This is a genomic window from Hymenobacter cellulosilyticus, from assembly GCF_022919215.1.
GTDB classification, from domain to species: domain Bacteria; phylum Bacteroidota; class Bacteroidia; order Cytophagales; family Hymenobacteraceae; genus Hymenobacter; species Hymenobacter cellulosilyticus.
The window spans coordinates 5,289,032-5,308,709 of sequence record NZ_CP095046.1; the positions used below are offsets into that span (position 1 = coordinate 5,289,032).

General features: G+C 56.6%; 17 protein-coding genes and 1 tRNA gene. 4 read left to right on the plus strand and 14 right to left on the minus strand.

Features of this window, described 5'->3' with window-relative positions:
* The first annotated feature begins 25 nt into the window (after positions 1-25).
* Entirely contained in the window at positions 26-796 is a 771-nt protein-coding gene (locus MUN79_RS25915) for an O-methyltransferase (protein WP_244675384.1), read from the plus strand.
* Positions 797-901: 105 nt separating this feature from the next.
* Here MUN79_RS25915 and kdsA read toward each other — a convergent pair whose 3' ends face one another.
* Positions 902-1,726: a 3-deoxy-8-phosphooctulonate synthase gene (gene kdsA / locus MUN79_RS25920; protein ID WP_244675385.1), complete on the minus strand. Its 825-nt coding sequence runs from the start codon at positions 1,724-1,726 to the stop codon at positions 902-904.
* A 405-nt stretch (positions 1,727-2,131) separates the two neighbouring features.
* Positions 2,132-2,734 carry a methyltransferase domain-containing protein gene (locus MUN79_RS25925; RefSeq protein ID WP_244675386.1) on the minus strand — a complete coding sequence of 201 codons (603 nt, stop codon included), beginning with the start codon at positions 2,732-2,734 and terminating at the stop codon, positions 2,132-2,134.
* A 113-nt stretch (positions 2,735-2,847) separates the two neighbouring features.
* Between MUN79_RS25925 and MUN79_RS25930 the strand changes: the two genes are divergently transcribed.
* Positions 2,848-3,795: a DUF8428 domain-containing protein gene (locus tag MUN79_RS25930; RefSeq protein WP_244675387.1), complete on the plus strand. Its 948-nt coding sequence runs from the start codon at positions 2,848-2,850 to the stop codon at positions 3,793-3,795.
* A gap of 143 nt (positions 3,796-3,938) precedes the next feature.
* Here MUN79_RS25930 and cphA read toward each other — a convergent pair whose 3' ends face one another.
* From cphA to rpsA, 3 genes are all read right to left on the minus strand, one after another.
* Positions 3,939-6,578 carry a cyanophycin synthetase gene (gene cphA / locus MUN79_RS25935; protein WP_244675388.1) on the minus strand — a complete coding sequence of 880 codons (2,640 nt, stop codon included), beginning with the start codon at positions 6,576-6,578 and terminating at the stop codon, positions 3,939-3,941.
* 269 nt (positions 6,579-6,847) lie between these two features.
* Positions 6,848-6,918: transfer RNA gene (locus MUN79_RS25940), tRNA-Cys, on the minus strand.
* Between the two features lie 215 nt (positions 6,919-7,133).
* Positions 7,134-9,230, minus strand: a complete 2,097-nt coding sequence (rpsA, locus tag MUN79_RS25945) for a 30S ribosomal protein S1 (RefSeq protein ID WP_244675389.1) — start codon at positions 9,228-9,230, stop codon at positions 7,134-7,136.
* 176 nt (positions 9,231-9,406) lie between these two features.
* On the opposite strand from rpsA, the gene MUN79_RS25950 reads away from it, so the two are divergent.
* Positions 9,407-10,003: a hypothetical protein gene (locus MUN79_RS25950; protein WP_244675390.1), complete on the plus strand. Its 597-nt coding sequence runs from the start codon at positions 9,407-9,409 to the stop codon at positions 10,001-10,003.
* Between the two features lie 19 nt (positions 10,004-10,022).
* On the opposite strand, the gene MUN79_RS25955 is transcribed toward MUN79_RS25950, so the two are convergent.
* The 3 genes from MUN79_RS25955 to MUN79_RS25965 form a co-directional block, all read right to left on the minus strand.
* Positions 10,023-10,994 carry a glycosyltransferase family 2 protein gene (locus MUN79_RS25955; protein WP_244675391.1) on the minus strand — a complete coding sequence of 324 codons (972 nt, stop codon included), beginning with the start codon at positions 10,992-10,994 and terminating at the stop codon, positions 10,023-10,025.
* Between the two features lie 21 nt (positions 10,995-11,015).
* Positions 11,016-11,774 carry a class I SAM-dependent methyltransferase gene (locus MUN79_RS25960; protein ID WP_244675392.1) on the minus strand — a complete coding sequence of 253 codons (759 nt, stop codon included), beginning with the start codon at positions 11,772-11,774 and terminating at the stop codon, positions 11,016-11,018.
* Between the two features lie 176 nt (positions 11,775-11,950).
* Positions 11,951-13,582 (minus strand): glycosyltransferase family 39 protein, encoded by a 1,632-nt coding sequence (locus MUN79_RS25965; protein ID WP_244675393.1) that lies wholly within the window; start codon positions 13,580-13,582, stop codon positions 11,951-11,953.
* A gap of 373 nt (positions 13,583-13,955) precedes the next feature.
* Between MUN79_RS25965 and MUN79_RS25970 the strand changes: the two genes are divergently transcribed.
* On the plus strand, positions 13,956-14,834 hold the full coding sequence (locus tag MUN79_RS25970) for an alpha/beta fold hydrolase (protein WP_244675394.1): 879 nt from the start codon (positions 13,956-13,958) through the stop codon (positions 14,832-14,834).
* 91 nt (positions 14,835-14,925) lie between these two features.
* Here the strand turns inward: MUN79_RS25970 and MUN79_RS25975 are convergent, their stop codons facing one another.
* The 6 genes from MUN79_RS25975 to smpB form a co-directional block, all read right to left on the minus strand.
* Positions 14,926-15,870: a fatty acid desaturase family protein gene (locus MUN79_RS25975; protein WP_311136597.1), complete on the minus strand. Its 945-nt coding sequence runs from the start codon at positions 15,868-15,870 to the stop codon at positions 14,926-14,928.
* A gap of 326 nt (positions 15,871-16,196) precedes the next feature.
* Positions 16,197-17,057, minus strand: a complete 861-nt coding sequence (locus MUN79_RS25980; RefSeq protein WP_311136598.1) for a fatty acid desaturase family protein — start codon at positions 17,055-17,057, stop codon at positions 16,197-16,199.
* On the minus strand, positions 17,036-17,263 hold the full coding sequence (locus MUN79_RS31485) for a hypothetical protein (RefSeq protein ID WP_311136599.1): 228 nt from the start codon (positions 17,261-17,263) through the stop codon (positions 17,036-17,038). Before MUN79_RS31485 ends, MUN79_RS25980 begins: the two co-directional genes overlap by 22 nt.
* A gap of 260 nt (positions 17,264-17,523) precedes the next feature.
* Positions 17,524-18,021 carry an HNH endonuclease gene (locus MUN79_RS25985; RefSeq protein WP_244675395.1) on the minus strand — a complete coding sequence of 166 codons (498 nt, stop codon included), beginning with the start codon at positions 18,019-18,021 and terminating at the stop codon, positions 17,524-17,526.
* A gap of 203 nt (positions 18,022-18,224) precedes the next feature.
* Complete coding sequence (locus MUN79_RS25990) at positions 18,225-19,028, minus strand: C40 family peptidase (RefSeq protein ID WP_244675396.1); 804 nt, start codon at positions 19,026-19,028, stop codon at positions 18,225-18,227.
* Between the two features lie 167 nt (positions 19,029-19,195).
* Positions 19,196-19,630: an SsrA-binding protein SmpB gene (smpB, locus tag MUN79_RS25995; protein WP_244678392.1), complete on the minus strand. Its 435-nt coding sequence runs from the start codon at positions 19,628-19,630 to the stop codon at positions 19,196-19,198.
* Positions 19,631-19,678: the final 48 nt, after the last annotated feature.

Sequence of the window (19,678 nt, forward strand, 5' to 3'; positions counted from 1 at the left end):
TATTCCGCTCGGGAATGCACATGGGTTGCATTCCCCGTTCGTTTTTGGGCTCTACACCCACGTTATTCACCACGATGGCGCCTTTGCCGCCTACGGCCCAATTGAGGCCCGCCGGGAGCAGCTGCGGCAAGATACGACGCTGATAACGGTCCGGGACTTTGGGGCCGGCTCCCACACGGGGGCGGGTAGGCAGCGCAGCCTGAGCAGTATTGCCCGCGCGGCGGCCAAGCCCCGCCCCTTCGGGCAACTGCTGTTTCGGCTGGTCAACCACTTTCAGCCGCGCACCATTCTGGAGCTGGGTACGTCTCTGGGCATTACTACCGCCTACCTGGCTTCTGCCGATTCCCGGGCCCGGGTTCTGACGTTTGAAGGCTGCCCGCAAACGGCAGCTGTGGCGCGGCAGACATTCGAAGGTCTGAACTTGCACAATATCGAGGTGCGGGAAGGTAACCTGGATGAAACCCTGGCCCCAGCCCTGGCAGCCTTACCTGGCCCACTGGACTTCGCCTTTTTCGACGGCAACCACCGCTACGAGCCCACAGTGCGGTACTTTGAGCAGTGTCTGCCCTATCGCACCGAGCGGAGCGTGTTCGTGCTGGACGATATTCACTGGTCGGCGGAAATGGAGCGGGCCTGGCACACCATCAAGGCGCACCCGGATGTGCGGCTCACTATCGACTTGTTCTTTATCGGGCTGGTGTTTTTCCGGACCAATCAGCCTAAGCAGCACTTTACCCTGCGCTTCGACCATGCGGTAGACAAGCTGCTCAACCGCGTGAAGCAACTGGCCCCCTAATAGTAGCAGAACAGCCCGCCTTTTCCGCTCCGGTACGTAACCAGGCAAAAGATGCGGGCTGTTCTGCTACCGACATTCGCCAGCAGTATATTTCTTACTCTGAATCTACCGAATGGCTTCCCGTACCCGGGTTAGCTTTACCAGCAAGTCTTCCAGCCGGTCGAGAGCCAGCATGTTGGCCCCGTCCGACTTGGCTGTGGCGGGTGTAGGGTGAGTTTCGATGAAGAGGCCATCGGTGCCCACGGCAATGGCGGCTTTGGCAATGGTTTCAATCAGGGCGGGCTGGCCGCCGGTGACGCCGCTGGCCTGGTTGGGCCGCTGCAGGGAGTGCGTTACGTCCATTACCACGGGCACGCCAAAGCTGCGCATGGCGGGCAGATTGCGGAAGTCGACGACCAGGTCGGAATAGCCAAAGGAATTGCCCCGGTCGGTCAGAATCACGTGGTCATTGCCCGACTGCTTGATTTTATCCACGGCAAACTGCATGGACTCCCCGTTCAGGAACTGGCCTTTTTTCACGTTAACGACCTTGCCGGTTTTGGCTGCCGCAATCAGCAAATCGGTTTGCCGGCAGAGGAAAGCCGGAATCTGGAGCACGTCCACGTACTCAGCTGCCAGTGCTGCTTCGTCGGACTCGTGAATGTCGGTGACCGTGGGCACCCCGATTTCGCGGCCGACTTTCTGCAGGATGCGCAGAGCCGTTTCGTCGCCGATGCCGGTGAAGGAATCAAGGCGGGAGCGGTTGGCCTTGCGGTAAGAACCCTTGAAGATGTAGGGAATCTGAAGCTTGTCGGTCATGTGCTTGACCTTTTCAGCAATGCGCAGGGCCATGTCTTCGCCCTCAATCACGCAGGGCCCGGCCATCAGGAAAAACTGGCCGGAATTAGTATTGCGGAAATGGGGCAGTGCGGTGGCGAGAGACTCTATCATGGCAAAAGGCAGAAATACGGATATAATGAGCAAAAATACCGTCGCTGAAAACGAAGATGACGGGGCAGTAAATGTCCTGCAAAGATGGGATAAAACCGCTAGCGACTTCGACGCCGGGGTCCTGCTATATACAGACGATAAGCAGAAAACAGCAGAAGCAACGTTAGGGTCCCGAACAGCAGCGTCAAACCGCCAGCAACCGGCACTATGTCGGCACTGTAGCGAATTCTGGTTTGGGAGTGGTAATAATTCCCATTGGAGTCGTAAGGCAAGGCTCGACGTATCCAATAAAGTTGGGCAGCCCACACCGTAGCCGCGCCGCATACCAGCAGCACTACCACATTCATTACCTTACCCAACCATTTGATAAGGTGCGAAACCGGTATGGAACGATTCACGGTAGCTTTATTTCCGCTTCAAACAAATAAACAGCTCCTTGCCCTGCCGGGGCTTGATGGAATTGTAGGCCGGCGCGAAGTGTACCAAATCGAAATACGGCGCAAAGTAAACTTCGTACTCAGCCTTGCTGCCGCCAAACGGCGGGCCGGCCTGGGCAAACTCGGTGTCGAAGAGCAGGCCCATGAGCGTGCCGCCGGGCCGGAGCAGCGCGGCACACTGCCGGGCGTAGGAGGGCCGCAGGCTGGGGTCGAGGGCACAGAAAAAGGTTTGCTCCACAATTAAATCGTAAGTTGGAGCTGTGGGCAACGCGAAAAAGTCCTGTTCCAGCAGATGGCCGGAGGGGAAACCCGGAACCCGTTGGTGCAGGTCACGTAAGGCTTCCGGAGCAATATCCGCCACGAAAACATTCTCAAAACCGGCAGTATGCAGATATTCAGCCTCATAGCCCCGCCCCGCCCCCGGAATCAGGATGCGGGCCGTGCGTGGCAGGCTCAGCTGCTGAAAATAATCCCGCAACGGGGGCGTTATCGCGCCAGTGTCCCAGCCGGTTTGGCCCGCAGTGTAGCGCCCATTCCAGTAAGCGGCGTCAAGCTGTAAATCCGAGTGCATGCGGATGTAGTATTTATTCGCGAAACTTGCCTAGGTAGGCAATCCCTTTATTTTTGTGCATAAAGGTAACCCACCGTCCGGACTGTCCGGGCTTCATTTAACCCTTTCCCGCAATGGAACAAGACCAAAGCTCCGAGCCCAAGAACAACAACCGCGTCCTGCTGATAGTGGCCCTGATCCTGGTTCTGCTGGGTATTAACGGCGTGCTGTTTTACATGAACCAGCAAAAGGGCAAACAAAACGAGCAGCTCACCGCCGATATCAAAGTCAAGGATGCCAAGCTGGAAGAGCAAATCAAGCAATACGAAGCCCTGAAGGCTGATTTTGAGCGGCAGAGCCAGGAAGTGCAGGGCATGGGCCTGGCTAATGACTCGCTGGAGGCTAAAATTGCGTCCATCAATGCCGACCTGCTCAAGCTGCGCTCCTTTAAAGCCGGCAGCTTTTCGATTTCCGAGCAGCGCCGCTTTAAACAGCGGGCCGCCAACTTCGAAAACCAGCTGCGGAAAAAGGACGAGGAAATTGCCCAGCTGAAGAGCGACAACGAGGCGCTGTATACCGAAACCAACACGCTGAAAGAGCGCCAGAACCGCCTCACCGACACGATTACGACCGTAGTGCGCTCCAACCAGGAGCTGGCCGAAAAAGTGAGCATTGCCTCGCGCCTGCAGGCCGAAAACATCCGGGTGGGCGTCGTGAACTCGCGCAACAAGGAAAAGGACGACGACGACAACGAGTTTAAGGCCAAGCGCGTGGAAAAGGTGAAGGTGACCTTCAACCTGGCCCGCAACGACGTGTCGCCGAAGGAAACCAAGGAAATCATGATGCGCCTGATTGAGCCCGACGGCGCGGCACTCTACAACCTGAGCACCGGCGGCGGCACCTTCATGATTGAAGGCTCGGAGGCTTTTTACACGGCCAAGCAGGATATCGTGTTCGACAATACCCGGCAGCCCGTGCAGTTTCTTTACGCCAAAGGTGCCCCCTACAAGACTGGCCTGCACACTGTAGAGCTGTATTCGGGCGGCGTGATGATTGGCAAGTCGACCTTCACGCTGAAGTAACCCCCGCTTAAAACGAAGTTTTCGGCTGTGGCTGATTTACCTTCCCAGCCCGCTTTAACTTCTAGCTTACCTTCAGGTCAACAAAAAAGCCCCGCACTGCTGCGGGGCTTTTTTGTTGACTTGTGCTGACAATTCCTTCGTTCTTACGAAGCCGATACGGCCACGCGGGATTCAAACTCATCCAGCTTCTGCAGCGTCGCCTTAATGTTCTCGGTGAAGAGCACCACGACTGAGCCCGGCTGGGCCGTGTTCAGCACGTGGTCAATGGCGTCCATCTCGTCTTCGATGTAGGTGATGGGCAGTTCGGGCTTGTCCAGGCGCAGGCCGTGCATCATAATCTCCTTGAGCTCTTCCTTGGTTTTACCGCGCAGGTCCCGGTCCTGGCGCAGCACCACCTCGTCGAAGACGCTGCCTACCACGCGTGAAAAGCTCAGGGTATCCTCGTCGCGCCGGTCACCCAGACCCGACACCACCCCTACTTTCCGCGTAGCCTCGGTGGCGTTGAGGAATTCGGCAAACTTCTCGACGCCGTGCGTATTGTGGGCGTAGTCGACAATGACCTCGAAGTTGGGAAACTTGTAGACGTTCATGCGGCCCGGCGTCTTGGCAGCCGATGGCACGAAGGTGCGCATTGCCTGCTTGATGTCGTCCCGGTCGAAGCCGTAGCAGTAGCAAGCCAGCGCCGCGGCCAGGGAGTTTTCGATGTTGAAGGTAGCCCGCCCGCCAAACGTGATGGGGAACTCAGCAGCCCGGTCGATGCGCAGCTTGTAGCTGTTCTTATAAATGGTGATGTAGCCTTCCTCGTACACAGCCGCAATTCCGCCGTGCTCGACGTGCTCCCGAATGCGGGGGTTATGCTCATTCATGCTGAACAGGGCTACGCGGCATTCCAGCTTTTCGCGCATGGCGTACACCAGGTCGTCGTCGGCGTTGAGCACAGCCCAGCCGTTTTTGCGCACCGTGCGGGGCACCACGCCTTTTACCTGGGCCATTTCCTCTACGGTGTAGATGTCGCGCATGCCCAGGTGGTCGGCCGCTACGTTGGTCACAATGGCTACGTCGCAGGTGTGAAAGCCCAGGCCGGAGCGCAGCATACCCCCGCGGGCCGTTTCGAGCACTGCAAAGTTTACCGTTGGGTCTTTGAGCACGAACTCCGCACTTTGCCCACCGGTGCAGTCGCCGCTCTGCAGCTGCACACCCTGAATATAGATGCCGCTGGTAGTGGTATGACCTACTTTATACCCCTTGGAAGCTACAATGTGCGACAACAGGTGCGTAGTGGTGGTCTTGCCATTGGTGCCCGTTATTGCAAAAATCGGAATCCGGGCATTGGTGCCCTGCGGAAACAGCATGTCGACCACGGGCTCGGCCACGTTGCGGGGCAGGCCCTCGGCCGGCGAAATGTGCATCCGGAAGCCCGGGGCGGCATTTACCTCGATGACAGCGCCCCGGGTTTCGTTCAGCGGAATAGCAATGTCGGAAGTCAGCACGTCGATGCCGCAGATGTCGAGACCTACGATGCCGGCCACGCGCTGGGCCAAGAGCACGTTGTAGGGGTGCACCAGATCAGTGACGTCGGTGGCCGTACCACCGGTGCTGATATTGGCGGTGCTTTTCAGGTACAGTTGCTGCCCATCGGGCAGTACCGAGTCCAGGGTCAGGTCCTGAGACTTGAGGATATCCAGCGTGTGCTGATCGGCTTTGATGCTGGTCAGCACCTTTTCGTGGCCGATACCACGCCGCGGGTCCTTGTTTACTTCGTCAATCAGCTCCTGAATGGTGTTGGTGCCATTGCCGGTTACGGCGGCCGGAGTGCGCTTGGCGGCCGCAATGAGCTTACCGTTTACCACGAGCAGGCGGTGGTCGTCGCCCTCAATAAACTGCTCCACAATTACGGCGCGAGAGTACACCTGGGCGGCCTTTAGGCCCTCCACGGCATCTTCCCAGTTCATAATGCGGATAGTAGCCCCCTTGCCGTGGTTGCCGTCCAGCGGCTTGGTCACGATGGGAAAACCCAGGTCTTCAATGGCGTCGCGCAGACCAGCTTCGGAGTATACCGTGGTGCCATTAGGCACGGGCACGCCCGAGTCGCGGAGCATGGCCTTGGTGCGGTTCTTATTGCCGGCTACCTCTACCCCGGCGTGGGAGGTATAGCTGGTTGTGGTGGCCCAGATACGCTTCTGGTTTACCCCGTAGCCCAGCTGGATGATGTTGCTGTTCTTAAGCTGGATGTAGGGAATATTGCGCGAGGCCGCCTCCGACACGATGCTCCAGGTGCTAGGACCCACAAACTCGTCTTCCCGGATTTCGTGCAGTTCATCTACCGTAGCCTTTACATCTACTGCTTTACCTTCGCACAGGTCCGATACCAGTTGCACGGCAGCCTCGGCGGCTACGCGGCCGGCTCTTTCCTCCTGATAGGCAAATACAACGAACTCCACCCCCGGCTGGTGGGCCGGATACGACTTGCCCCAGTACACGGGCATGCCAGCCATGCGCTGCAGGGCCAGGGCCACATGCTGAATAACGTGGCCCAGTGGCTCACCGTCCAGTAGTTGATCTACGGTCAGCGGCGGATGCTTATGAACTGATTTTTCGGTTTCGTTAGCCGGAACCTGCCCAAGTTCGGGCAGCAGCGTGGGTAATTGCTCGGCCAGGACCGGGAAGTGGTTCGACCACACATCGGCCTGCTCGCCCAGGTCGACTTTCATTACAATCAGCTTGTAATGCTTGACGGACCAGTAGCTCGGGCCGCGCATCGTGCGGAGGTCAATGATTTTCATAGAATGAAAGGAAGAGAAAGAGTAGTTGCGTGCCCGCTTTTACGCGGGAATGAAATGTAGGGATAATGATTTAGGAAACCCTATTCCGGCTGATTTTCTGCCTTGGCCGCAAACCCTTTCAGTTTCAGCGAATCAGCTCGGAAGTCTCCGTATAAATCCCCGAAAAAATATGTATAGTTTACTATATCAACTGCCTAGAAAGCAAAAAACCCCGGTCGGGGCTAATCGACCGGGGCACAGAGCTACTGAAAACAGGAACTAAAAAAGAGAGGTGACGAGCGGATTCGAACCGCTGTAGGAGGTTTTGCAGACCTCTACCTAGCCACTCGGTCACGTCACCGGGTGTGGATTGGGTTGCAAAGCTACGGCATATTCTTCCTTTTCCAAATCAACTCAGCGTTTTTCCTTTTCTTCAAGCTTAAGCCGTTGGCTTTCTGGCAAAAGAATTATCTGCACGGCTTAACTTGAGCTAGTCAACGGCAAGCCCGCTGGTCGAAGCATAAAAAAGGCCCCGACTTGCGCCGGGGCCTCTTCTACTATTGACTTGCAAAAAGCTTAGGCTTTCTCCTCGTCTTTCTTGTCAGCAGCGTCGTCGCCAGCCAACAGGTCCTTAGCGCGGTCAACTACGTCGCCAGCTACTTCCTTGGCTTTCTCGAAAGCGGCGGAGTGGGTAGCGGCGTCCAGAGCGTCGCCGGCTACTTCCGATACTTTGTCGAATGCGGCCGAGGCAGCACCGGTTACGGCCGCCAGGATACCACCTTCGGCAGGAGCTTCGGCAGCAGCGGGAGCTTCAGCCTTGGGGGCCGTAGCCTGCAGCTTCTGCTCACCAGCCTGACGCTCGGTGCCCATCATCTTGTCGCGCAGAGCGGACAGAGCATCCAGGTCACCCAGGGTCGACTTCTCGCCAGCGGCGGGCTTCTTGAGGTCGCTCAGCTTGCCTTCACCCTGAGCAGCAGCACCGGCACCGCCGGCAGGCTTCTTCTTGGTGAATTTCGAAGCGCGGCTATCCTCTTCAGCCTGCTGGTTGTAAGCAGCCGTGTGCGACAGTACGATGCGACGGTCATCCTTTGAGAATTCAACTACGCGGAAGTCCAGCTGCTCGCCGTTCTCAGCCTGCGAGCCGTCTTCTTTCTGCAGCGACTTAGGATACGCGAAGCCTTCGATGCCGTAAGGCAGCTCGAGCACGGCACCACGGTCATTCTTCTCGGTGATGGTAGCCTTGTGAACTGAGCCGGGAGTGAATACCGTCTGGAACGTATCCCAGGGGTTTTCTTCCAGCTGCTTGTGGCCCAGGGCCAGACGACGGTTGGCTACGTCGAGCTCCAGTACCTGTACGTCCAGACGGTCGCCCACCTTCACCATTTCGGAGGGGTGCTTGATCTTCTTGGTCCACGACAGGTCGGACACGTGCACGAGGCCGTCTACACCTTCTTCCAGTTCTACGAACAGGCCGAAGTTGGTCAGGTTGCGCACCAGACCGTTGTGCTTGGAGCCTACGGCGTACTTCGTGCCGAAGTCAGCGCGGGTCCATGGGTCTTCGGTCAGTTGCTTGATACCCAGGCTCATCTTGCGGTCGTCGCGGTCGAGGGTCAGGATCTGAGCCTCTACTACGTCGCCCTGCTTGATGAAGTCCTGCGGGTTGCGCAGGTGCTGGCTCCAGCTCATTTCCGAAACGTGGATCAGACCTTCAACACCGGGGATGATTTCCATGAACGCGCCGTAGTCGGCTACGTTCACGATGCGGCCTTTCACCTTCGAGCCTACGCCCATCTCGGCTACAAGCGAATCCCATGGGTGGGGAGTCAGCTGCTTCAGGCCGAGCGAGATACGCTTTTTGGCTTCGTCGAAGTCCAGAACAACCACGTTGAGCTTCTGGTCGAGCTGCAGAACCTCCGAAGGGTGCGCGATGCGGCCCCACGAGATGTCCGTGATGTGCAGCAGACCGTCGACACCACCAAGGTCGATGAACACACCGAAGTTGGTCATGTTCTTGATAACGCCTTCGAGGATCTGGCCTTTCTCCAGGTTGTTGAGGATAGCTTCGCGCTGCTTCTCGAGGTCTTTTTCGATCAGGACTTTGTGCGATACTACTACGTTGTCGAAAGCGGCGTTGATTTTCACAACCTTCACTTCCATACGACGGCCGACATAAATGTCGAAGTCACGGATAGGCTTCACGTCAATCTGCGAGCCGGGCAGGAAGGCTTCTACGCCATCCAGATCCATGATCAGACCACCTTTGGTCCGACGCTTTACTACGCCTTCGAGAATGGTGTCATTCTCCAGAGCATCGTAGATAGACTTCCAAGCCTGCTTGATCTTCGCCTTTTTGCGCGAAAGGATCAGCTGACCGTTGGAGTCTTCCTGGTCTTCGATGAATACCTCAACCTGGTCACCGATTTTGAGGTCGGTCAGGTCGCGGAATTCCGACAGGGGCACCAAGCCGTCCGACTTGAAGCCGATGTTCAGGATTACGTCGCGGTCAGTGATACCTACTACGGTACCTTTTACCACTTCTTCTTCCTGCACAGTTGTCAGCGTGTCGCCGTACATCTGCTCCATCTCGGCGCGCTGCTCTGCGGTATAGTTACCACCGAACTGCGAAGCTCCGACGTTGTCCCAATCGAAGTTGTCAACTACTTCTACTGCCATAATACTGGTTGATCCTACTATACACGGCCGGCTTAGGATCAAATCCGGGTCCGCGTTATGAGTAACTTCCTGAGGCACAGCCCCAGACCCCGCCACCCTGGCGGGGCGGCAAAGATACAGAGTTTGCGGCAAGTTTACTAGAGACCAAACCAGCTGAAAAGCATTACTTTGAGCGGATGAAGAACTGGCTGATAATTGGGGCGTTGGTACTGCTGAGCGGCGCTTGTCAAAAGGCCACCGATACACGCGTGCCCGACCCGGCCTATTACCGCCAGCAGGAGGCGCAGGTACTCGAAGATTTGTTTGACGAACTCATTGCGGCTCATCGAATGTCTCTTCCGCCACGGCCGGGAGCTCACGCCAGCGACACTTCTGAAGTACCGCTCTACGTAGCAGATTCGCTCTTTGGCAAGAAAAGCCAATGGCCTTATTACCGTAGAATAGGGACTGGTCGAGTGGCTTCTGCCACCCAGAAAAGGCTCGTAGCAACTCTTGCAGACTCGGTAACCGAATCGGCTCCACTCCCGCCCCAGCTGACTAGCCTTCTAAAACGGAATCATTTTCGGGTTATGGTAGCTCGACGGTCAGCTCACTTTCCAGCGTTGAGCATAGGAATTACGCTTTCCCGGGTCATCTTCAACTCAGACTTCACCGAAGCCTGTTTTGTACACGCTGTAGGGGGTGGTGACTCCGGCGAGGGTGCGTTGCTGTTTGTGCGAAAAGAAAAAAGCCGCTGGGTGATTTCCCAGCGGCTTCGTCTATGGATTGCCTGAACGTATTGGCGTGGCCTAGCTACCCGCGCAACGCCCGTTCTACCGATTTGCTTTCGGTGGGCATAGCACCAGGAATATCAGTGTCGTCGATGATGTACAAGGGGCGCTGCCGGGAGTTGGCCCCAAGGCGGGCAATGTACTCACCAATGACCCCGACGGCCATCAGCTGCACGCCGCCCAAAAACAGAACGCTGACCATGATAGAAGGCCAGCCCGTCCCGGAATGTAACAGGAAGAACCGGGCGTAAATGGCGTAGAGCATAACCAGGAAAGCCGCTCCTGACACGACAAACCCGCTGAACGTAGCCATACGCAGGGGCAGATCCGAGAAGCTGGTGATGCCGTCCATGGCCAGCCCGATAAGCTTGCTGTAGGTGTAGCCGGGTACGCCGCCGGCCCGCTCCGAGCGGTCAAATTCGAGGAAGGTCTGGCGGTAGCCAATCCAGGCAATCTGGCCCCGGATAAACTTGTTCTGCTCCGGCATCTGCTTCAGGGCATTTACCACCTTGCGGCTCATGATGCGGAAGTCACCTGTATCGAGCGGGATGTTTACGGAGGTAATGCGGGCCAGCAGACGATAAAACACCTTGGCCGTCAGCAGCTTAATAGCGCTTTCACCCTGCCGGGTACGGCGCTTGGCGTACACTACCTCATAGCCTTCGTTGAGCTTGGCGTGCAGCTCCGCAATCAGTTCCGGCGGGTCCTGCAGGTCGCCGTCCATGACGACCACAGCCGCACCCGACGACAAATCCAGACCGGCAGTAATGGCAATCTGGTGGCCGAAGTTACGGCTGAAGGTGATGTAGTGAATGCGCGGGTCCCGGGCGGCCATTTCCCGAATCATTTCCAGGGACCGGTCGTGCGAACCATCATTGACGTAGATCAGCTCGGTTTGCATGGGCAGCGCATCGAGCACAGCGCTGACGCGCGCATTCAGGGCCGGCAGGTTGGTTTCCTCGTTGTAGATAGGAATGACGATGGATAGATCCACGGGGCAGTTAGAAAAGAAGGGTTAGGCAGCCTGGGGTTTGCGGGCCAGGGCAAAAACGCTGACGCCCACGGGCGCATTGACAAGTTGGAGCAGCCGGTTCTCGGCCGTAATAAAACCACGCAGCAAGGTATTAAGCAGCGGCGGCGTGGCAAAGAAGTCGTCCTTCAGGGGTTCGGTTGAAGCTTCGGGCTTGGGCTGCCACCGGTTGAGCAGGCGCACGGCCGCCGTCGGGAAAAACAAGCCCACGTTCCAGTACGAGCTGCGCTTAACCAGTAAGCCGGCTCCGCGGATACTGGCCGTGAGCTGGGCTGCGCTGTAGCGCCGAAAATGCTGATTGACCACATCGTGCTTGCCCCACAAAAAAGAGAAAGCCGGCACGAAGATCAGGATCTGGCCGCCGGGGCGCAGCACCCGCATCCACTCGCGCAGGGCCTGGGCCTCGTCCTGAATATGCTCCAGCACGTCGGAAGCAATAACCAGATCGAAGGCATTGTCGGGGAAATCCAGGTGGGCGCCGTCCATGCACGAAACGTTGGGAATGCCACGCTGCTGGGCCACGGCAATACCCGCCGCGCTAACGTCGATACCCGTCAGGTCGGTGTAGCCGGTAGCAGCCAGGCGCTGCATCAGCGGGCCGCCCGAGCAGCCTATTTCCAGAATAGCGGCCGACTTAGGCAGCTTCAGGTCCTGAACAAGACGAAACACCATGTCGCGCCGGGCCTGAAACCACCAGTAATTTTCCTCAATCTGGTGATACTTCAGTTCGTATTCAATATTCATTCTACTGCCGAATAGGTGCGCGCATGTCAAGCCATGAAGCTGGGTTCAACCAAGATTCCGGGCCAAGCAAGCGTGGCAGAAATCCGGCTATGTAGCGTATGGTCAGGCCAGCAAAAATGCTGAAATTATTTCAGAGCGCCCAATCGGCAAAGCCCGTTGCTGGCCGCTCCGGAACCTTACCAGCGGTGGTAAACCGAGAGAATCTTGATGCCGTTGGTGTAGATACTGTGCAGCTCGGAGCCCATCGAGTCGGGGTAAGCCTGCGGATGCGTACGGTAGCTGGCAAAGTAATAGGCGTTCCGGTCCCCGGGCTTTATCTGCAGACGGCTCCGGTCCTCGGGCTTCAGAATGGCCATATTATTCTCAAGCAGAATCGGAAAGGCGCAGTCGACCGGAATAGTAGACGCCGAGTCGTGCGCCAGTATCCACTCCAGCCCTTTGCGAAACGAAAGGCCCCAGTAGTCCCGCTCAAAAAGGTCGCCGGCCTGCTCGGCTGACAGGAACGAGTAATACACCTGCTGGTGCGGGTGGGAAGCAACCATGCGGCCCGTTGTCAGAACGGCTTCGGCCCCGGCCAATAGCGCCAAGCCCAGCGCTACGCGGCGCAGCAGCGCGTGGGAGCGGCTCACTTCCCAGAGCCACGCCACGCCGCGCACGGCCAGCAGCAGCAGCCCCGGATACACAAAATACATATGGCGCCACCCATCGTAGATAACCGAGTGCAGCACGATGATCATCAGGATGGGCAGCACAAACCAGCCGCTGAACAGCAAATCGAGGCGGCCAGCAAAGGTTCGTAGCGTACCTAGACCACTACGCAGCAGCGCATACACGTAGGCAAGTGCCCCGATGACACAGGCCAGTGTGTAGGCTACCGGCGTGCTGATGGCAATCCAGACGGGAGTGTAGTGCCACGGCAGGTTGGTACCCATTATTTCTTCGCCCAGGTATAGCAACGAGCCTTCCCAACGGAAGCGCCGCATCTTCTCGAAGGCCAGCGCAAATTTCATAAAGGGCTTTTCCCACAAAAAAGGCCAGCCCATGATGGTGAAAGCCACAGTCGCTACGCAGTACACGCCAAACACCTTGAGCAACAGGCTGCGGCGGCGGGAATCGGTGGCGTAGATGGCTTCCAGAACGAACATGCCCAGGGACAGGGCAAAGAGCATACAGCCCAGAATCCGCATGTCGGTGGCAATGGCCGTGGCCAGACCGTGCAGCACGGCGGCACCCACGGTGGGGCGTTCCAGCAACCGAACCAGCGTGTAGACGGCCACGGTAAAAAAGGCCATAAACACCAGGTCCTTGCCGTTGTAGAAGGCATCAGCAAAGATGCGGGGCGACAAAACCAGGAGCGCGGCAGCCAGTAGGCCCAGCTTCCAGCTCTGGAAGCGGATAAGGGCAATCTTGTAAAGCGCCCAGGTGCCCAGCACGAAAGACAGGAAGATGCTGAAGTGGCGAATCAGGTAGTACGTGCGCGAATCGATGCCGCCAGCCATGATTTCGATGAAGGCGAAGGGCAAGTGAAACAAGGCGCCGTGGTCGACTTCCTCATGCGAGTGAAACTCGGGTACGTTGACTAACAAGGCCTGCTGAGACACCCATTCGGGAGCCACTTGGTCGAGCATGTACTTGGCATTCACCAGGCCATTTATCCGGTCAATGGACTCATCCCAGGAAACGCCATAATCCTTGAATATAAAAACTCCTACTAGCAGCAGCAGAGCGAAGAAGCCGCCTACTGCCCACTGACGCTGCTTCGCTTCCGGTAACTCTGTAAACGTTGTAAGTGACTGATAAAACGCCATGTTGTACGCGCAACGGTATGTTTGAACGTGCAATATGCACCAAAAAGCGTTCTGATTAAGCTCTGTGCAAGTCCTGACAGGTAGCAGCTGGGCTGGCAATTACACGGTGAAAAGCTGTCTGTATCCGCCATGTTATCCGGGGGCAGGTTACTTGCTACGGACCGTTGCTTGAGCTACCCCTATTATGTTCAAAATTTTGGCTTGTTGATACCATTCTTATCTGGTAATTATAGCGGTTTACCGACTCATACCAGCCGTTAACCTGACAACGCATTTAGCACTGCTTCCTGCGTGAAAATACGCTTGGCAACTCGGCAGGAAGCGGGTCAGTATTGATTCTGAATCTGATACCTACCACCACACCTTCTATTCCATGAGCTACATCACTGCCGGCAAGGATGCCAACGGCCACGACGTAAAACTTCATTATACCGACCAAGGACAGGGTAACCCCATCGTTCTGATTCACGGCTGGCCCGCCTCCCACGAAATGTGGGAATACCAGTTGGCGGAGTTGCCCAAGCACGGCAACCGCGTTATTGCCTACACCCGCCGCGGCTTCGGCAACTCATCCAAAACCTGGGAAGGCAACGAATATGATACCCTGGCCGACGACCTGAAGGCTGTGCTCGACGAGCTTGACCTGCAGGATGTAACCCTGGTAGGCTTCTCGATGGGCGGCGGGGAAGTGGCCCGCTACATGAGCCGCCACGGCGGTGCCCGGGTAAGCCGGGTAGCCTTTGTCGCGGCCGTGACGCCCTTTTTGCTGCAAACCGATGACAACCCCGATGGGGCGCCCAAGGAAAACTTCGACAAGATGATTGAGGGCCTGCACAAGGACCGGTTCGACTTCCTGTCCACCTTTGGCAAACAGTTCTTTGGCGTGGGCACCCTGAGCCACCCCGTGAGCCAGGCTACGCTGGACTGGATGCAGGCCATGTGCCAGATTGCCTCACCCCGGGCCACTGAGCAGGACGTGTACGCCTTTGCCGCCACCGATTTCCGCCAGGATCTGCAGGCCATTAAGGTTCCGGCATTGGTTATCCACGGCACCAGCGATGAAACGGTGCCGATTAAGGTAAGCGGGCAGCGCATGACCCAGTACGTGCCTCATGCCCAGTACATCGAATACGATGGGGCTCCCCACGGCTTGTTTGTTACGGAAAAGGACCGCCTCAACCAGGATCTGCTAGATTTTGTAGGGGTTCACTCCGCTGCTGGCACCTCGGCTACCGGTCGTCAAGGCTTCTAGAAATACCCAGGAGCTATTTTCTAATCAGAAGTAACAAAAAAGGCCTGCTCAATGAGCGGGCCTTTTTTTATAAATGCTATATGCCGAACGCCTAAGCGGCTCGGCCCATCTGCCGCAGAAACGACACGTGGGAAGCCACAGCGTAGCGCATCTTGGGGTACTCGATATACTCGATATTGAACTCCTGGCACATCTGCTTGATGATCTTGCTGATGGCGGGGTAGTGCACGTGGGAAATCTTGGGAAACAGGTGGTGCTCAACCTGGAAATTCAAGCCGCCTACCAGCCAGCTGATGACTTTGTTGTCGGTAGCAAAGTTGGCCGTCGTCTTGATTTGGTGAATAGCCCACTCATCTTCCATTTTACCGGTTATTTCGTGGGGTACCGGGAAAGCCGTGTGCTCCACGGTGTGCGCCAGCTGAAACACCAGACTCAGTACCAGACCTGCAAAGCAGGTAGTAACGGCAAAGCCGGCCAGCCAGCCCAGAAAGCCTACCGTGTAAATAGGCAGAGCAATGTAGAGAAAGAGGTTTAGCACCTTAAAGCCCCAAAAAATGAGGTGGTCAGTGGTGTCCATCTTCTTCAGCGGCATATCCCCAATTTTCTTGGTGAAATACTTCTGGTAGTCCATCACAAAAATCCAGGATATGTACAGCATGCAGTACAAAAACCAGAAGTATAAATGCTGAAAACGGTGCAGCTTGTGGCGGGGCTGGCCTACGCTCATGCGCATCCAGGGCCGGATGTCAATGTCGTCGTCGGCACCTTCGATGTTGGTGTACATGTGGTGCACTACGTTGTGCTTGGCATTCCACATATAGCTGCTACCGCCCAAAATATTGAGGGTAAAAGCGGCGAAGTGGTTGAGCCACTTGTTGCTGCTGAACGAGCCATGGGCCCCGTCGTGCATTACATTGAAGCCAATAGCGGAAATAACGCCGCCCAGCAGCACGCACTCCAGCAGAGCCCATCCGGTGGCGGGTGTAAAAAATACCAGGTGCACGTACAGCAGCACAAAGGCGGATGTCAGCAACAAGGCCTTGCCAGCAATGCTGAAGCCCCCGTGCTGGCTTTGCCGGCTTCTTCGAAATATTGGTTTGTACGGGCTCGTAACTCGGCGTAAAAATTACGCGGAGGAGCGAATTTGGGTAGGGCCATCAACAAGGGAATGGATTGTGCAACCCAGCTGCTGGCAGCTTGGGTCAGTGCCCGGGCAGCCGCCTCTGGCACTTATTCTGACGTCCACACCTTGCGGATATCTACTATACTTTTTGAGTTTCTGCTGAGAGAAAGTCAACAGTATCAACGCAAAAGCCGGACTTTTAGTTTGAAGTCCGGCTTTTGTCCTGTATTCCGACCAGCTTATGCCCGGCCCATCTGCCGCAGAAACGACACGTGGGAAGCCACCGCGTAGCGCATCTTCGGGTACTCGTTGTAAGTCACCCCGAACTCCTGGCACATCTGCTTGATGATCTTGCTGATTTCAGGATAGTGCACGTGCGAAATCTTGGGAAACAAGTGGTGCTCGACCTGGAAATTCAAGCCGCCTACCAGCCAGCTGATGACTTTGTTATCGGTAGCAAAGTTGGCCGTCGTCTTGATCTGGTGAATAGCCCACTCGTCTTCGAGCTTATTGGTCGTTTCGTGGGGCATGGGGAAGGCTGCGTGCTCCACGGTGTGCGCCAGCTGAAACACGATGCTCATGGTGAAACCTACCACGGTGGCGAAAACCACAAAGCCCGCCAGCCAAGCCCAAAAACCGAGCAGGTAAATAGGCATAGCCATAAACAGGAACAGGTGCAGGGCCTTGAAACCCCAGAACACGCCCTGGTCGGTGGCCGTCATTTTCTTAATCGGCACCTCCCCTATTTTGCCCTTGAAGTACTTCTGGTAGTCCATGAAGAAAATCCAGGCAATGAAGAGCAGGGCGTAGAAAAACCAGAAGTACAGGTGCTGAAACTTGTGGAAGCGGTGCCGGGGCTGCGTGGTGCTCAAGCGCAGCCAGGGCTGGGCGTCGATGTCGTCGTCGAAGCCGTCCACATTGGTGTACATGTGGTGAATCAGGTTATGCTTCATGTTCCACATAAAGCTGCTACCGCCTAGTACGTTGAGGGTAAAGGCCGCAAACTGATTCACGAACTTGGACTTGCTGAACGAGCCGTGCGAGCCGTCGTGCATTACGTTGAAGCCCACGGCCGAGCCTACAGCCCCATCAGCGCGCATTCAATAAGGGCCAGCAGTGTCGAGGGCGTGAAAAACACCACGTGGATATACAGCGCCACGAAGATGGTTGTCAGGATAATGGCCTTGACAAACAGGCTGGTAGTGCCCGTGGGCTCCATGCCCGATTCCTCGAAGTAGGCGTTGATGCGGTTTTTTAACTCGGTGTGAAAAGAGCGGGAAGCCGCAAACTTGGGTACTGCTGACATGAATAAAGGCTGGGTGGACTACTGCAAAGATACCGCTCTAAACAGCAGCTGCACCGTAATTGGTGCGCTACGCCCACATTTTGTACAATACCGCCTTATTGCTCAATAGTGCCAAACACCGGCTTTCCGCTGCAAATCTGGAAGTTAGCCTCCTACCTATGTGAGCCCCTAGCCTGCTGCGCCCCAGCAAAGACACCGCAGGCTGGGGCCCAAACCCAACATAAAAGGAAAAAAAAAGCCGGAAGCTGCTGCTCCCGGCGTTAGTTGGTTAAATAGGCATGCCAATTTTGGTCGATGGTGCCGGCACTGAGCCTGAGGAAACCCGACAGTGTGGGTTTCTTCGGAACCTGCCTAATGGTCAGCCCGGCTTCCGACGGTGTACGGTGCCCCTTGGCGTGGTTGCAGCGGGCACAGGCCGTCAGCAGGTTGGTCCACGACGACTCACCGCCGCGCGAACGGGGCAGCACGTGGTCCAGGGTCAGATTTTTGGTGGAGCCGCAGTATTGGCACTCAAAATGGTCCCGCTTCATGATGTTGTGCCGGCTCAGGGCAATGCCCTTGTACGGCACCCGCACGTAGCGCTGCAGGCGAATAATGCTGGGCTTGGGATAAGCCGAAGAAATGGTACGCAGCACCCCGTGCTCCGACTTGGCTATCATCTCGGCTTTGTCGAGAAAGAGTAGCACAAAAGCCTTCTGCACGCTGCACAGCGTAATGGCGGTGTAGTCGCCATTGAGAACTAGCACTTTTTGGTCCATACGCTCGGTGAAAAGATCATCTGATACAGCGAAAGCTAGATGATTCTAAGCGTATTAACAATAGCGGCGGGCTTAAGTTTCCTCCGACGAAAGTGGTCAGCTGGCGGCGCTATATAGAAGAGCTGCGGTAGGAATATAGTCTGGCCTGCTACTGCCCAAAGCACCCGTTGCGTATTAACCTAGTGCCTTCGCGCCCTTGCCCTTTAGTCGGCCAGAATCCGCTTGATGAGGCGGAGCTTGTGGGAGTACTTCTGGCGCTGCCGGTTGAAGATACCGTTATGATCCAAAGGGTCGATGCGGACTTCCCCGCTGGCGTGCAGAATCTGCTGGTCTTCGAGCAGCAAACCCACGTGCACGATGTTGCCCTCGGCGTTGTCGAAAAAGGCCAGGTCGCCGGGCTGGGTCTGGGACACAAAGTGCACGGTGCGGCCGTGGTCAATCTGCTGGCGGGCGTCGCGGGGGAGCTGTACCCCGATCAGACCGTAGAGCTGCTGCACCAGACCCGAGCAGTCGATACCGAACAGGCTGCGGCCGCCCCACAGGTAAGGCGCCTTGAGGAAGATATGACCGGCCTTGAGCAGTAGGGCCAGGCGCTTATCGATGGGCCCTTGCAGACCGTGGCCGTTCTGGGGATTGGTAGCGGCGCCGTTATAGAAGTAGTTTTCCTCGCCCAGCCGCAACGTCATGCCGTCGAAAAAGGGCAACCGGGCCCCGATGGTTACTGGAATGCGGACCTGGGCATTGCTCACCACTTGCACCACATCGAGGCTGCGGGGGTGGTCCTGGGCGCTCCAGGCGGCCAGGTACTCGGCCGTCACGGGCTGGTGCTGCTTGGGGTCCATCCAGCCCACGTAGTTGTCGGCCGTGGTCCGGATTTGCTGCCAATTACCCTGGGTTTGGAGCACGGTGTAACAGTCGCCGAAAATCAGCTGCGTAACAATTTCGGCTTTATCCGCAGGCTCGGCCCGCACCGGCACGACGCTCAGGGCGCAGATTCCGTGGTTCACAGATGGTGAAATGGTGAGGTGGTGAGATGGTGAGTTTTGGTGTAGCAATGCTAGATCATTGCCACGAACAGCACCTGTGTATAACAATCCGCGAAGCTCCCGCTTAAAACTCAGCCAGCCAAATATCTTCTTTAAAACTCACCATTTCACTACTCACAATCTCACCGCTAGTATTCCCGGGCGCGGTCCATTTCGCGCTTCTGGTCTTTGGCCTTGATATCGTCGCGCTTGTCGAAGAGCTTTTTACCCTTGGCCAAGGCAATTTCGAGCTTGGCAAAGCCCCGGTCGTTGACGAAGAGGCGCACGGGAATGATGGTGACGCCCTGCTCCTGGGTTTTGTTGGCGAGCTGGCGCAACTCCTTTTTGTTGAGCAGCAGCTTCCGCTCCCGCTTAGGCTCGTGATTGTTGTAGGTACCCAGGGTGTACTGCGAAATGCTCAGGTTGTGCACCCACAGCGAGCCGTCGGGGTGGAAGGTGCAGAAGCCGTCCTGCATGTTCACGTTGCCTTCCCGGATGCTTTTGATTTCGGTGCCCTGCAGCATCATGCCCGCGTCGTATTTGGCCAGGAAACTGTATTCGTAGCTGGCGCGGCGGTTCAGGATATTAACGCGCTTGGGGTATCGTCTTTTTGTTTGGCCATGATGGGGTGC

Excerpts from the sequence above, each read along its gene's own strand:
- MUN79_RS25970 (WP_244675394.1), top strand. The coding sequence starts at position 13,956 with ATGAGCTACATCACTGCCGGCAAGGATGCCAACGGCCACGACGTAAAA.
- MUN79_RS25950 (WP_244675390.1), top strand. The coding sequence starts at position 9,407 with ATGAAGAACTGGCTGATAATTGGGGCGTTGGTACTGCTGAGCGGCGCT.
- MUN79_RS25965 (WP_244675393.1), bottom strand. The coding sequence starts at position 13,582 with ATGGCGTTTTATCAGTCACTTACAACGTTTACAGAGTTACCGGAAGCG.
- MUN79_RS25930 (WP_244675387.1), top strand. The coding sequence starts at position 2,848 with ATGGAACAAGACCAAAGCTCCGAGCCCAAGAACAACAACCGCGTCCTG.
- MUN79_RS31485 (WP_311136599.1), bottom strand. The coding sequence starts at position 17,263 with ATGTCAGCAGTACCCAAGTTTGCGGCTTCCCGCTCTTTTCACACCGAG.
- MUN79_RS25925 (WP_244675386.1), bottom strand. The coding sequence starts at position 2,734 with ATGCACTCGGATTTACAGCTTGACGCCGCTTACTGGAATGGGCGCTAC.
- MUN79_RS25960 (WP_244675392.1), bottom strand. The coding sequence starts at position 11,774 with ATGAATATTGAATACGAACTGAAGTATCACCAGATTGAGGAAAATTAC.
- kdsA (WP_244675385.1), bottom strand. The coding sequence starts at position 1,726 with ATGATAGAGTCTCTCGCCACCGCACTGCCCCATTTCCGCAATACTAAT.
- MUN79_RS25980 (WP_311136598.1), bottom strand. The coding sequence starts at position 17,057 with ATGCGCGCTGATGGGGCTGTAGGCTCGGCCGTGGGCTTCAACGTAATG.
- MUN79_RS25985 (WP_244675395.1), bottom strand. The coding sequence starts at position 18,021 with ATGGACCAAAAAGTGCTAGTTCTCAATGGCGACTACACCGCCATTACG.
- cphA (WP_244675388.1), bottom strand. The coding sequence starts at position 6,578 with ATGAAAATCATTGACCTCCGCACGATGCGCGGCCCGAGCTACTGGTCC.
- rpsA (WP_244675389.1), bottom strand. The coding sequence starts at position 9,230 with ATGGCAGTAGAAGTAGTTGACAACTTCGATTGGGACAACGTCGGAGCT.